The organism is Variovorax sp. PBL-E5 (assembly GCF_901827185.1).
Lineage (GTDB): Bacteria > Pseudomonadota > Gammaproteobacteria > Burkholderiales > Burkholderiaceae_C > Variovorax.
In genome coordinates this window covers 3,041,851-3,055,080 of sequence record NZ_LR594671.1, presented here as the reverse complement: position 1 = coordinate 3,055,080, position 13,230 = coordinate 3,041,851, and the positions used below count along the sequence as shown (strand labels likewise).

General features: G+C 66.0%; 14 protein-coding genes. 9 read left to right on the top strand and 5 right to left on the bottom strand.

The window, feature by feature from the left end; all coding sequences use genetic code 11:
• Positions 1 to 24: 24 nt before the first annotated feature.
• The gene (locus WDLP6_RS14870; RefSeq protein ID WP_162592945.1) at positions 25 to 993 is read right to left on the bottom strand and encodes a nucleoside hydrolase; all 969 of its coding nucleotides are present in this window, start codon (positions 991 to 993) and stop codon (positions 25 to 27) included.
• 158 nt (positions 994 to 1,151) lie between these two features.
• On the opposite strand from WDLP6_RS14870, the gene WDLP6_RS14865 reads away from it, so the two are divergent.
• From WDLP6_RS14865 to WDLP6_RS14825, 9 genes are read left to right on the top strand one after another with little or no spacing between them, the layout of a single operon-like run.
• Positions 1,152 to 2,189: an ABC transporter substrate-binding protein gene (locus WDLP6_RS14865; RefSeq protein WP_162592944.1), complete on the top strand. Its 1,038-nt coding sequence runs from the start codon at positions 1,152 to 1,154 to the stop codon at positions 2,187 to 2,189.
• A gap of 22 nt (positions 2,190 to 2,211) precedes the next feature.
• Positions 2,212 to 3,072, top strand: a complete 861-nt coding sequence (locus WDLP6_RS14860; protein ID WP_162592943.1) for an ABC transporter permease — start codon at positions 2,212 to 2,214, stop codon at positions 3,070 to 3,072.
• Position 3,073: 1 nt separating this feature from the next.
• Complete coding sequence (locus WDLP6_RS14855; RefSeq protein ID WP_162592942.1) at positions 3,074 to 3,850, top strand: ABC transporter ATP-binding protein; 777 nt, start codon at positions 3,074 to 3,076, stop codon at positions 3,848 to 3,850.
• Between the two features lies 1 nt (position 3,851).
• Positions 3,852 to 4,778: a hypothetical protein gene (locus tag WDLP6_RS14850; RefSeq protein ID WP_162592941.1), complete on the top strand. Its 927-nt coding sequence runs from the start codon at positions 3,852 to 3,854 to the stop codon at positions 4,776 to 4,778.
• A complete protein-coding gene (locus WDLP6_RS14845) occupies positions 4,775 to 5,971 on the top strand; it encodes an SIS domain-containing protein (RefSeq protein WP_162592940.1) in 1,197 nt (398 codons plus the stop codon). Before WDLP6_RS14850 ends, WDLP6_RS14845 begins: the two co-directional genes overlap by 4 nt.
• 16 nt (positions 5,972 to 5,987) lie before the next feature.
• Positions 5,988 to 6,422, top strand: coding sequence for a ribose 5-phosphate isomerase B (gene rpiB / locus WDLP6_RS14840; protein WP_162592939.1), 435 nt, complete (start codon positions 5,988 to 5,990; stop codon positions 6,420 to 6,422).
• A gap of 8 nt (positions 6,423 to 6,430) precedes the next feature.
• Positions 6,431 to 8,320: a 5-dehydro-2-deoxygluconokinase gene (gene iolC / locus WDLP6_RS14835; protein ID WP_269475600.1), complete on the top strand. Its 1,890-nt coding sequence runs from the start codon at positions 6,431 to 6,433 to the stop codon at positions 8,318 to 8,320.
• Positions 8,310 to 9,170, top strand: coding sequence for a sugar phosphate isomerase/epimerase family protein (locus WDLP6_RS14830; RefSeq protein ID WP_162592937.1), 861 nt, complete (start codon positions 8,310 to 8,312; stop codon positions 9,168 to 9,170). Before iolC ends, WDLP6_RS14830 begins: the two co-directional genes overlap by 11 nt.
• A complete protein-coding gene (locus WDLP6_RS14825; protein WP_162592936.1) occupies positions 9,167 to 10,186 on the top strand; it encodes a LacI family DNA-binding transcriptional regulator in 1,020 nt (339 codons plus the stop codon). The genes WDLP6_RS14830 and WDLP6_RS14825 overlap by 4 nt, the downstream gene beginning before the upstream one ends.
• 39 nt (positions 10,187 to 10,225) lie before the next feature.
• Here WDLP6_RS14825 and WDLP6_RS14820 read toward each other — a convergent pair whose 3' ends face one another.
• From WDLP6_RS14820 to WDLP6_RS14805, 4 genes are read right to left on the bottom strand one after another with little or no spacing between them, the layout of a single operon-like run.
• Positions 10,226 to 10,954 carry an amino acid ABC transporter ATP-binding protein gene (locus WDLP6_RS14820; RefSeq protein WP_162592935.1) on the bottom strand — a complete coding sequence of 243 codons (729 nt, stop codon included), beginning with the start codon at positions 10,952 to 10,954 and terminating at the stop codon, positions 10,226 to 10,228.
• A complete protein-coding gene (locus tag WDLP6_RS14815; RefSeq protein WP_162592934.1) occupies positions 10,951 to 11,688 on the bottom strand; it encodes an amino acid ABC transporter permease in 738 nt (245 codons plus the stop codon). The genes WDLP6_RS14820 and WDLP6_RS14815 overlap by 4 nt, the downstream gene beginning before the upstream one ends.
• A gap of 2 nt (positions 11,689 to 11,690) precedes the next feature.
• Positions 11,691 to 12,386 carry an amino acid ABC transporter permease gene (locus tag WDLP6_RS14810; protein ID WP_162592933.1) on the bottom strand — a complete coding sequence of 232 codons (696 nt, stop codon included), beginning with the start codon at positions 12,384 to 12,386 and terminating at the stop codon, positions 11,691 to 11,693.
• A 10-nt stretch (positions 12,387 to 12,396) separates the two neighbouring features.
• Positions 12,397 to 13,212 carry an ABC transporter substrate-binding protein gene (locus WDLP6_RS14805; protein ID WP_162592932.1) on the bottom strand — a complete coding sequence of 272 codons (816 nt, stop codon included), beginning with the start codon at positions 13,210 to 13,212 and terminating at the stop codon, positions 12,397 to 12,399.
• Positions 13,213 to 13,230: the final 18 nt, after the last annotated feature.

The window sequence follows — 13,230 nt, the reverse complement described above, 5'->3', positions numbered from 1 at the left end:
GCCGGCTGCGACTTCAAACGTGGCTCAGTTGCGCGGCGGGCGAGCTGTGCCGAAGACCTGCTTGAGCATGGCTGTGAATGCAGCGCCATCCGCATGGAATGCGACATGGCAATTCGGCGCCTTGCCGCTTCGGCTGGAGACGTCGATGACCGTTCTGCCCAGGGTCAGCTCACCCTTGGTCTCGACAGCGACGTGCAGAAATCGCGTCGTCACGATCGACGGATTGGTAAGGAACGCGACGCACAGCGGATCGTGAACCGGCGTACTCTCCAGGACGCTCATCGGCTGTCCTGCGATGTGTCCGGCGATGCGGCGTTCGATCAGCTTCGATGCCGCAATGCCCGCAGGCGTGCCGAGCGCGGCCAACTCGCGGCAATCGTCTCGCGTGATCAAGGCCTGGTGCGTGGCATCGATCGGAATCATGGTCAGTTGCCTGAAACCTGCATCCAGCACCGACGCCGCGGCCTCGGGATCTGACCATGTGTTGAATCCGGTCGATGGCGTGGTGTTGCCGATGGCGTGCGCGCCACCCATCATCACGACTTCCGGCACGAGGTCGACGAAGTCCGGCGCCAGGGCCAGCGCGACCGCCACATTGCTCGACGGGCCGAGCGGCACCAGTGCGATTTCCTCGCGCGCCGTGCGATAGGTCTCGATCAGGAATTCGACCGCATGCCCGCGCTGCTTGGCGATGGTGGGCGGCGGCAGCGGCAATTCGAAGCCATGGATGTAGCTCGTCATGTCGCGCGCGCTGCGTGGAACCGGAAAGTCCTTTCGAGCGATGGGGCGGTGCAGTCCTTCGTAGACCGGCACGTCGGCCCGTCCGATGAATTCCAGCACGCGCAGTGTGTTGTCGGTGGCCTGCTGCACGTCGACATTTCCGTTGACCGTGGTGCATGCGATCAGGTCCAGGTCCGGATGTAGGGCCGCCAGCATGATGGCCACCGCATCATCCGTTCCGGTGTCCACGTCGAGGATCAGTTTGCGCCGCATGCATGTTCTCCTGGAAGAAATCGGGCCTTCATTCGTTCGGCGATCGCATCGGGGATCTCGCCCTTGACACCGCCGAAAGTGTCTCGCTACACTGCGAATGACATCGATACCATAGCACGGCTTTTCCGCGTTTCCAACCTGTTCAAGGAGCGAAGGCAATGTCTCTGAAACTCAAATTCGCGGCAGTCGTCGCACTCTTGATTTCTCTGGTTCTCGGGCAGGAGATCGCCAAGGCCGCGGACGCTGCGGCGCCCGTCACGCTGGTGGTCGGCGTGCAGCCCTCCATGAACGACATCTGGGCCGGCGTGGCGGCGGGCGCGTTCGAGCGCAACGGCGTCAAGCTCGAATTCCAGACCTTCAGCTCGGGGCCGGCGATGTTCGCCGCGTTGCAGGGAGGTGCGGTCCAGATGGGCATTGGCGGCATGACCACGTTCTACGTCGCGCGCGCCAACGGCCAGAAGATCTCGTGGATCGCCACCACTGGCAACCTGAACCAGTCCGACGCATGCATGGTCGGGCCGAACAGTTCGGTCAAATCGCCCAAGGATCTTGCCGGCAAGCGCATCGGCTTCGTCAACAACTCGGTCGTGAACGGTCCGGTGCTCGAAGTCCTCGAGGCCAATGGCATCGCCAAGTCCGATGTCACGCTGATGAACCTTCAACCGCCTGCCGCCACGGCGGCGCTGCTTGCCGGGGACCTGGATGTGGCGTGCCTGTGGGCGCCGTTCACGTTCCAGATCGAATCGCGGGGTGGCAAGCGGCTCTTCTACATGGGCGACACGCCGTCCGGGGGATGGGGCGTTTCCGGCTATGCCGTCAGCACAGCCTGGGCCGAGGCCCATCCCGACGCCGTGGTGGGCTTTCTCAGGGCACTGGCTGAAGGCCAGCAAGCGTATGCCAAGAACAAGCAGCCGGCCATCGATGCCGTGGCGAAAGCAACGGGCATCGCGCCCGATCTGGCGAAGAAGCAATCGGAAGAGCTTCCGTTCTTCGCTGTGAGCGACAGCGCCACGCCCGGCGCGAGGGTGTCGATGTGCGGTGCGGCGTCCGGCCAGGGGCTTGGCAAGATCCTGGATCGGGCGAGCAAGTTCTTCATCCAGGCGGGGACGCTCAAGGAGCGCCTTCCCTACGACCAGTTCCTCGCGCCCGCCTATGCCGTGAAGGCTTTCCGTGGACCGAAGTGCACGGTCGACTGACGAATCGGGCAGGAACTTCCAGATGAGCGATGCCGGGCCCCATCGGTTGCACTCGCACATGACGCCGGCGCAAAGGCCGGCGAAGCGCGCCGCGCGGCTTGCCGATCGGGTCCGCGCACGGCGGTTTCGCATCAATCCGCTGAGCGCGGCGGTCGTGGTCCTTGCGCTGGTGGTGTGGGCGCTGGTTTCCAATTTCGTGCTCGTCGATTCGCTGGCACTGCCGTCCCCGCAGGTTCTGGGGCGCACGTTCTGGGACCTGTTCCAGAACGGCTACGGACACCGGTCGATCTTCGAGCACATCGGGACGAGCATGGGCCGGGCGCTGACGGGCTTCCTGCTCGCCGTGGTCTGCAGCACCGTGATCGGACTGCTGGTGGGCTACAGCGCGACGGCGCGGGCCATCCTGATGCCTTTCATCGACTTCATCCGTCCGGTTCCGGCGCTGGCCCTTGTTCCGCTGTTCGTCTTCTTCTTCGGCATCGGCAGCCTGTCGAAGGTCGCGTTGATCTTCCTGGGCGCATTCGTCTACATGACGCTGCAGACCTCGGATGGCGTACGTTCGATCCCGGCCGATCTGTTCAGCGCCGGTCGAAGCATGGGCTTCACCACCGCGCAGATGTTCAGGCATGTGGTGCTGCCGGGCACGCTGCCTGCGGTGGTGACGGGGATGCGCACCGCACTGTCGCTTTCATGGGCGCTGGTGGTGGCCGCCGAACTCATCGCAGCGCCGAGCGGCCTGGGCTACATCGTGACCGATGCGACCCAGTTCTTCCAGATCCCCGTGGTCTATTGCGCGGTCATCCTGTTGGGCGTTCTGGGCTTCGCGATGGACCGCCTGATCGTCGCGTTCAGAGCCAGGGTCCTGCATTGGCAGGGAAAGTGACATGGCCAACGACATCCGCATCACCGATGTCTCGAAATCGTTCTCGAACGGAGACGAGGTGATCGACGTTCTCGACCACGTTTCCCTCGACGTCGAGGCCGGCGAATTCGTCTGCATCGTCGGTCCCAGCGGATGCGGCAAGACGACCCTGCTGAAGCTGATCGCCGGCTTCGACACCGCGTACGAGGGCGAATGCCTGGTGGGTGGACAGCGGCACAGCAGCCCGTCGCCGGATCGGGGCTTCGTGTTCCAGAAGCCGGCGCTCTTTCCCTGGTACAGCGTCTGGGACAACATCACGCTCGGGCCGCGGGCCGCCGGCAAGGCCACGGCGCAGTGGAAGGCGGAGGCGGCAAGACTCATGAGCGTCATGACGCTCGATGGCTTCGAGACCAGCTTCCCCTACCAGCTCTCCGGTGGCATGGCGCAACGCGTGCAGCTGGCCCGCGTGCTCATCAACCAGCCGAGTGCGTTGCTCATGGACGAACCCTTCGGCGCACTCGACTATCTGACGCGGCTGCGCATGCAGCAACTGGTGTCGAGCCTGCATGTCGACTATTCCATGACCACGGTATTCATCACGCACGACGTGGACGAGGCCGTGCTGATGGCCGACCGTGTCGTGGTCATGTCGACGAGGCCCGGCCGGGTGCTGGCAGACATCCGGATCGAGCTTCCCAAGCGCCGAAGCGTGGACGTGGTGAGATCCGCGCAGTATGGCGAATACAAGACGCAGATCCTGTCGCTGCTCGGCTTCGGCGAGCCGGAAATGGAGCACTGAGTTGAACCATCTGTCGATCACCGTCGGTGCGCGTGAGCTCGTCGTCGAACTCGATGCCGATCGCGCGCCGTCGCTGGCTGGCGCGCTGTCGCGCGCGAGTCCGCATTCGACCTTGGCGGTGCATTGCCCGACAGCCGGTGCGGAGTTCTGCGTGCCGGTGCCGTTCTTCCACTGGCACGAGAATCGGCGGCCGCCGATGCCCGGCGATGTGGGCTACGCATCTTTCGGAAACTACCTCTGCTTCTACTACGGCGAGATGAGCGCTGCTGATGGGCCGACGAACGTCATCGGGCAATTGATCTCGCCATCGAAGGCGCTCGAGGACCTGGGCCTGGATCTTCTTGCGCATGGCGCCCGGCGCGCGCGCCTGACAGGTGCAAGTACCGATCTCCCCTCCGACGACACGATGGCGCTGCCTGCGTTGCCAGCGGCGGCCGGGCCGTGGCGGTGCAGCGCGCGGCGACTGCTCGCGGCGTCCCTGGCTCAGCCGCCCGAGGACATCCGGAGTCTGTGTCGTGCGAGCTTGCCGGCAATGGGCAATCTTGCGGGCCGGATGCAGGCCGGCGTCCTGCTGCTCGCGGTCGCCGAGATCTTCATGAACGCGAGAAGCCTGGCGACCGCCTTCGATGCGTCGGTGCAGCCGATTCGCGCATCGCTCCGTGCACAGATGGGGCGCCATGCCCGCTGGCTCGAGATGGCGGGCATGCCGGCCACCGCGACATGGCTTGGCGAAGCGGCTGCGGCCATCGACCGGGAGGCGCCGGCCGCCGATGTCTTGATCGCAGGCCTCGAAGATGCGCTGATCGCCTGCGGGCGACTCAGATTCTGGGCCGAGGCCGTCAGTCCCTGGCACAGGCTTGCGGACATGGGTCCGGATTCGAACTGGACCCACCCGGGCCTGTTGCTCGACCATGGAGATCTGTCTTGAACCCCGACGACCCGTCCGAACCCCAAGCATTGGACAGCTTGACCAGCGAACGCCTCGTGAAGGACACGCTGGCCATTCCGCGCGGCGTCCGCGCGCTGTACCCGTCGCTGGTGCAGGCCGTCGAGCGGGCCCTGTCGGCGTGCGATGCGGGTGCGATCGAGTCGATCCATCTGAGCGGTTCCGGGGATCTGCTGCACTCGGCGATGGCCGTCGAGATCGCCTTTCAGCGCCTGACCGGCATTCGGACCTGGGCCATGCCTTCCATGCGCTTCGGCCTTTACGCGGCACGCGACCTGTCTGCGCGATCCGTCGTGATCCAGATGTCGTTTTCCGGCAAGACCGCCCGTGCCGTGGAGGCCGCAACGATGGCCGGCCTTGCTGGGGCACGGGTCTGGGCCCTGACGAGCGATGCGCAGAGCCCGCTCGCGCAGCTTGCCGAACGCTGCATCCTGAAGCCCGATACCGGCGGCAACGAGGCCGCGGGCTATCCGATCACCATGCTGTTGCTGTACCTGGTCGCCGTCCGGGTCGCCGAGCTGCGGGGCCGCCTCGGCGCGGCGCAGGCGGATGCGCTGCGTGGCCGGTTGGCCCGGTCCGCCGACAGCATGGAACAGACCCTGGCCCAGTGCATCGAACCCGCACGCGCTCTCGCTCATGAATTCATCGGTGCCGAGCATGCCCTGTTCCTCGGGACGGGTCCCACCTACGGCAGTGCGGTCAACGGCTCCGCGCGGATCCTGGAGGCCGTCGGCATCAACGCTTCGGCGCAGGACATCGAGGAATGGGCACACCTGGACCGTTGGGTCGAGGAATGTAGCTCGCCACGCCTGGTGATCGCGCCGGACGGGCCGGGCGTCGAACGCGCCGGGGAGATCCTCGCAGCGATGCAGACGCTGGGAAAACCGTCCGTGGCCATCGTCGCAGACCATGCCGTCGAACTGGGCAGTCAGGCGCGCGCGTGGCTCCCGGTGCATTGCGAGCTTCCCGAGGAATTCAGCCCGCTCGTCTACGGCCTTCCGGGCGAACTCTTCGCCCATCTGCTGGGCGCTGCCAGAAAGAGCAGGCCGTACCGTCACGGCCATCCCGCCTACGAGCGGCTCGGCGAGATTCGCTGGGGCGGATGCATTCGCCGCTCGCTGCCGGCCTGGGACCCCGAGGGTCCGTCGCGCGCGGCTGTTCCCTCCCAGCCCTGACCATCGGAGCACACCCATGGAGCGAGCGATTGCCATTGCCAACGACCACGCCGGCTACGACCTCAAGCTCGCACTGAAGGCCGAGCTCGAATCCGAGGGGTGGCGGGTGCTCGATCTCGGCTGCCACGACAAGACGCCGGTCGACTATCCGGCCTACGGCCGCCTGATGGGTGAAGCGATTCGCGAGGGCCGCACCCAGCTCGGCGTGCTGGTCTGCGGCAGCGGGATCGGCATCAGCATCGCGGCGAATCGCAACCCCCTGGTTCGCGCCGCGCTCGTGCACGACACGCTGACCGCACGGCTCGCACGCGAGCACAACGACGCCAATGTGCTGTGCCTCGGCGGACAGACCACGGGCCCCGCGGTGGCGATCGAGTGCCTGAAGGTCTTCCTGGCCACGCCGTTCGGCGAGGGACGCCACGCGCCTCGCGTGCGAATGCTGGGAGCGTAGTCGCGGCAATGGCGAATGTCCCACGCCCCCTCGACCTCATCGCGATGGGCCGCACCATCGTCGATGTGTACGGCGACCAGGTGGGCGCGCGCCTGGAAGACGTGTCCTCGTTTTCGCGCTATATCGGCGGATGTCCGGCGAACATTGCCATCGGCACCGCCCGACTTGGTCTGTGCGTCGGACTGATCACGCGTGTCGGCGACGATCAGAACGGGCGCTACCTTCGCGAAGGGCTGGCGCGCGAGGGCGTCGATACGCGCTGTGTGCGAACCGATCCCTCACGATGGACGGCGCTGGCCTTCCTTGCCATCCGCGACAAGAAGACCTTTCCTCTTCTGCACTATCGCGACGATTGCGCCGACATGGCGATCTCGCCGGAGGACTATTCCGACGACGACCTCGGATCCGCGCGCGCGCTGCTCGTTTCGGGCTCGCACCTGACCACGCCGCACGCCCGGCAGAACCTGCTGAGCGCCGTGGCACGTGCCAAGGCGAAGGGCACCCAGGTCATCTTCGACATCGACTACCGGCCCGTGTTCTGGGGGTTGGTCGCCCGGGACGGCGGCGAGAGCCGCTTCGTCGACTCCGCGGTGGCGACGCGTGCGAGCCAGCTGTTTCTCGCGCAATGCGACCTGGTTGTCGGCACGGAAGAAGAGATTCACGTTGCAGGCGGCACGACGAACACGATCGAGGCGCTGCGGCAACTGCGCTCGCTGACGCAGGCGCCCATCGTCCTTAAGCGCGGTGCGGCGGGTTGCGCGGTGTTTCCGGATGCCATTCCCGACGACATCGAACGCGGCATCGTGATACCCGGCTTCGCGGTCGAGGTGTTCAATGTGCTCGGCGCGGGCGATGGTTTTCTGTCCGGCTTCCTGTCCGGCTGGCTGCGCGGGCAGTCGTGGGAGGAATGCGGCCGGCGCGGCAACGCCACGGGAGCGCTGGTGGTCTCGCGGCATGGCTGTTCGCCGGCATCGCCGACGAAGGCCGAGCTCGACTGGTTCCTGGAGCGATCCGTTCGGGAACCCGGGCTGCACATGAATGCCGAGCTGGCGTACATCCACCGTGCGACGACACGCCGCCCCCGGATCTTGCCGGTCTGTGTCATTGCGGCCGATCACGTCGCGCCGCTCGAGGCGCTGGTGCGTGTTCCCGCAAGAACCCTCAGCGCCCTCAAGCAACTGGTCGCGAGTGCGGCGCTGGGCCTGGCCGCTCGCCACCCTCGGCTCGGCATCCTGCTCGACGACATCGAAGGCGAAGAGGCGCTCCAGCGCATCGGATCCGACATCGGCTGGATCGGGCGCAAGATCGAAGCCACCGGTGCGGCACCGCTGCGGTTTCGCGATGGGGCGTCGGCGGCGGTCCTGCTGTCGAGATGGCCGCGGCATCACATCATCAAATGCCTGGTGCCGATGGACGACGATGGCACCCGGGCACTGCAGAACGAACGTCTCGTCGAGCTGTACCAGGCGGCCGCGATGTACGAAATGGAATTGCTGCTCGAATTCGTCCATCCGGACACCCCGCAGGACGCGCAGCGGGTCGTCGAGAGAATACGTGCCACGCAGGCGCTCGGCGTCAAGCCCGACTGGTGGAAGCTGCCCGCGTTTTCGGATCCTCGCGCGTGGGATGCGATCGAGCGCGCGATCCATTCCGACAATCCGCTGTGCAGAGGCATCCTGGTTCTTGGCGGCGGACGCGATATGCTCGATCTGAAGGCCGCGTTCACCGCAATCCGCGGACGGGCGTCCATTCAGGGTTTCGCTGTCGGCCGCACCCTGTTCATGGCGCCGGCAGCCGCGTGGCTGGCCGGGGAAGTCGACGACGGCGACTTCATCCGGATGCTGGGCGAACGTTTTCTTGAGCTCGAAACATTGTGGACAGAGACGAATGCCGCTTGAGGTCAAGACATCCATTCATGCCGCGGTCTGGGGGCCGGACTGGTCCGCCGACGCGATCGGCCCGACGCTCGAGTCGGCGGCGCGGGCGGGCTACGACCACGTCGTGATTCCCTTGCGCCGCTTCGAAGACATCGTGCCACGCCGTCTCGCCCGTGCATTCGAGCAATGCGGGCTCGCGCCGCTCAATGCCTGCGGCCTCGCACCGGATCGCGACATCGGCGCCGCCGATCCGGCCATTCGCGAGCGCGGTGTCTCCCATTTGTGCCATGCCGTGGCCTTGGCCAGGGACATGGGGTCGACGCAGATTGGCGGGGTGCTCTACGGTCCGCTGGCCAAGGCCGGCGAGCCCGTGACGGACGATGCGTTCGCGCGTGCCGCCGACGCCATGCGCCGCGTCGCCGAGGTCGCGCAGGCGGCCGGCGTTCGCCTCGCGCTCGAAGTGGTGAACCGCTACGAGACGGCACTGCTGTACAACACGGCACGCGGCCTGGCTTTCCTGGATGCCGTCGCGCATGACAACGTCTACCTGCATCTCGACACCTTTCACATGAGCATCGACGAAGCCGCACCTTTCGCGGCGCTCCAGGCTGCGCTGCCCCGGCTGGCCTATTTCGAGCTCGACCAGAGCCATCGCGGCGCGCCCTTCGAAGGCAGTCTCGATCTCGCCGATTGGGCGCGTCGCGCGAGCGCGGCCGGCTACCGGGGCATCGTCGGCGTGGAAGCCTTCTCACGGTCGAAGCTCGCGCCGGACCATGCGAACGCACTGGCGGTCTGGGAGGACCATTTTTCCGATGGAGATCTCATGGCGGTCGAGTTCATGCGGATCATCCGGGCCGCATTCGAGGCATGACGGCACGTCGCGGTTCGTGGACGATGCGCGATGTCGGCGAGCGCGCGGGCGTCTCGCCGATCACCGTTTCGCGCGCCCTGGCCAACCATGCGTCGGTGAGCCCGCAGACGCGTGCGGCCGTGCACAAGGCTGCGTCCGAACTCGGGTACGTGCCCAACTTCACTGCGAGCGCACTGTCGAAGCGCGGCAGCAAGTTGATCGCGCTGCTCGTTCCGAACGTGTCGAACTCGGTGTTCTCCGAAACCATCAACGGCCTGAACGACGTCCTCGAAGCGGCCGGGTTCGCACTGACGATCGCGCACAGCGGCTATTCAGCCGAGCGCGAAGAACGCCTGATCAGGACCCTGCTCGGCTACAGGCCGGACGCGGTGGTGCTGACCGGCTTCACGCACACCCCCGGAACCCGGATGCTGCTGAAAAGCGCCGGCGTGCCGGTGGTGGAGACCTGGAACATCGGTCCGAAGCCGATCGATCTGGCCGTGGGCTTCTCGAACTTCGAGGCCGGCCTTGCGATGACGAGGTACCTGATCCGCAAGGGCCACAAGCGGCTGGCCTATCACGGCGGCACGCAGGCGGACAACGAGCGCACGCGAGCGCGCGAGGAAGGTTTTCGCAAGGCTTTGTCGGAGGCCGGTTTGCCCATGATGGAGCCCTGGATACGATCGGCGCCGATGGAGCTGGCCAGCGGCGCCGAACTGGCCCGCGAGGTCAAGGCTGCGCTCGCCGCAAGGAAGGCGCCGCAGGCCATCTTTATTGCGAGCGACGTGATCGCCGCGGGCTTCGTGCTGGAGGCGTCGCGCATCGGCTTGCGCATTCCCAAGGACGTGGCCATCACGGGTTTCGACGACACCGAACTGGGCCAGGCGGTCACGCCGCCCCTGACCAGCGTGCATGTGCCGCAGCGCGAGATCGGCCGTGTCGCGGCTTCGCTCGTGCTGCAGCGGCTGCGCAAGGAGCGCGTCGCGCTGACTGCGCACGATCTCGGGTTTTCGATCGTTCCGCGTGAGAGCGCTTGACCCGGGAAGCGACCCTGCCGGAGCTCGGCAGCTGCTGCCTCAGTGCGAACGCAGATCCGACAGGAACTTCCGCGCGCGCTCACTCTGCGGATGGGAAAAAAACACGTCGGGCCTGCCACGCTCCACCAGGGCGCCGCGATCCATGAACCACACCTGGTCGGCCACCTCGCGTGCGAAGTTCATCTCGTGGGTGACGCACATCATGGTCATGCCGTCGCGTGCCAGGCCCTTCATGACCTGAAGCACTTCGCCGACCATCTCGGGATCGAGCGCGCTGGTCGGTTCGTCGAACAGCATGGCCGGCGGATTCATTGCCAGCGCGCGAGCGATGGCGACGCGCTGCTGCTGGCCGCCCGACAGTTCCGCAGGAAAGGCATTGCACTTGTGCCCGAGTCCCACTTTGGCGAGCAATTCGCGTGCGCGCGCATCTGCTTCGGGCCGCGGCATGCCGCCGACCTTGCGCGGCCCGAGCGACACGTTCTGCAGCGCACTCAGGTGCGGGAACAGGTTGAACTGCTGGAACACGAAGCCGATGCCCTTGCGGATGCGGTTGATGTCACCACGGCGCGCATGCGTGTCGACGCCGTCGATCGTGATCCAGCCTTGCTGGATTTCCTCGAGGCGATTGATCGTGCGGATCAAGGTCGACTTGCCGGAACCCGATGGGCCGCAGACGACGACCACTTCGCCCTTGGCGACCGTGGCGTCGATGTCCACCAGGGCCTGGTAGGCACCGTACCACTTGCTGACGTTGCTGAAGGTGATCATGAGGCGCTCGGGGTGGTGGGTGCGGCGCGCCAGGCCGGCTGCCTGGCGTTCGACGTGCGGCTGCGATGGATCGAGCGCTCCACCAGACGGATGGCCGAGGTGAGCGCGAAGCAAAGCACGAAGTAGGTCAGCGCCAGCAGCGCATAGACCTCGAAGGGTTGGGTGAGCAGCATGTTGTTGACCTGCGTGGCCGCGAAGGTCAGTTCCTGCACGCTGATCACATAGCCGAGCGAGGTTTCCTTGATGGTCGAGATGAACTGGTTCAGCATGCTCGGCAGCATGTTGTAGAGCGCCTGCGGCAGCACGATCAGGCGCTGCGTCTGCAGGTGCGTCATGCCGATGGAGCGCGCGGCCTCGACCTGGCCCTTGGGCAATGCCTCGATGCCGGCGCGGATCACTTCGGCGAGATAAGCGCTTTCGTAGATCACCAGCGCGCATAGCATCGTGACGAAGCCCGACACGGTCCGCCCGAGCAGCAGCGGTATGCCGAAGTAGGCCCAGAAGATGAACATCAGCAGCGGCAGGCCGCGCACCACGTAGATCACCGCGATGGCCGGCGTGCGGAACACGAGCCATGGGCTGGTACGCATCAGCGCCAGCAGCACGCTGAAGGGAAACGCGAGACCCAGGCCGAGCACGGACAGGATCAGCGTCAGGACCAGGCCGCCGAGCGGGCCGCTCGGGTAGTTCCCGACGAGAAACAGCAGCCAGTAGTCGTGGACGATCGCCAGCATGGTCAGCGTCCCGCGATCCGCAAGCGTTGCTCGAGCAGGTGGCCCGCGCCCATGATGACCAGCGAGAGGCCCAGGTACAGGACCGTGGCCACCGTGAAGATCTCGAAGGTCCGGAAGGTCTGTCCATCGATCTGGCGCGTCGCATAGGTCAGATCGGCGACGCCGATGGCCATCAGCAGGCTCGTGTTCTTGAACAGCAGCAGCGTGCCGCTGACCAGGGCCGGCAGCGCGGCGCGCAATGCCTGCGGCAGCACGATGAAGCCCATGGTCTGCGCGAAGCTCAGGCCCATGGCGCGCGCGGCCTCGGTCTGGCCGTGCCCGACGGTCCGGATGCCGCTGCGCAGGTCTTCGCTCACGTAGGCGGCCATGCACAGGCCCAGCGCGATGGCGCCGGGGATCAGCCCGCCGCCATGATCATTCAGCCAATGCTGCAGCGCATCCGGTAGCACGGTGGTCACGCCGAAATACCAGAACAGGACCTGCACCAGCAGCGGCACGTTGCGGTGGTAGGCGACATACACCGCGACAACGCCGTCGCAGAACTTCGAAGGCAGGCTGCGCAAGGCCGCAAGAAGAACGCCGAGCGCAAAGGCGATCAACCACGAGATCAGGGTCAGCAGCAAGGTGATCCACAGGCCGCCGAGCAGCATCGACCCGTAGTCCCCCTGCAGCAGGTTCAGAGGATGGAAGCCGGACATGCCCGCCTCGTCATGCGATCGGGCCGGTCTTGAATTCGCGGTTCGTCTTGTAGGGCGTGTTCGGCCCCAGCCACTTGTCATAGATCTTCGCGGCTTCGCCCGAGCGCTCCATGCCATCGAGCGTGTCGTCGACCTGCTTCAGCAAGGCCGGTTCGCCCTTCTTCACGCCGAGTCCCCACGGCTCGGCCATCATCGATTCGGGCAACAGCGTCAGGGGTGTCTTGTCCGCCACCTGGTGAATGAAGCGGACTGAGGCGAGCTCGGACAGCGCAAGACCGTCGACCTTGCCCTGTACCAGCGCGACGAAGGCGCTCGGCGGATCCTGGAAGGTCACGACCTCCGCGCCCGGAATCTTGGCCTTCACCGCCAATTCCGACGAGGAGCCCTTGGGCGCGCTGATCTTCTTGCCCTTGAGCCCGGCGAAGGATTTGATGCCGTCGGCCACGCGCACCATGACCTTCTGCTGGCTGACGAAATACTGGTGGCTGAAGTCGATCTGCTCGGCACGCTGCGGCGAATAGCCGAGGTTCGCCGCGATCACGTCCACGCGGCCCTGGCTCAGTTCGGGAATCCGGGCTTCGACAGCGACCAGCTTCAGTTCGAGCTTGACGCCCAGCTTGTCGGCGACGGCCTTGCAGAAGTCGACGTCGTAGCCACGGATCTCGCGCGTCGCCGGGTCGGGAAAGCTGAAGGGCTCTGCGTTGCCCAGCGTGCCGCAGATCAGCGTGCCGCGCTGCTTGATGGCGGCGAGCTGGTCGGCCGACGCGGCGCTGGCGAGAGCGAGCAGGGCCAGGGCGGCGGCGATCGGTTTGAGAAGTTGGCGCATGGTGTCTCCTTGTGTGTG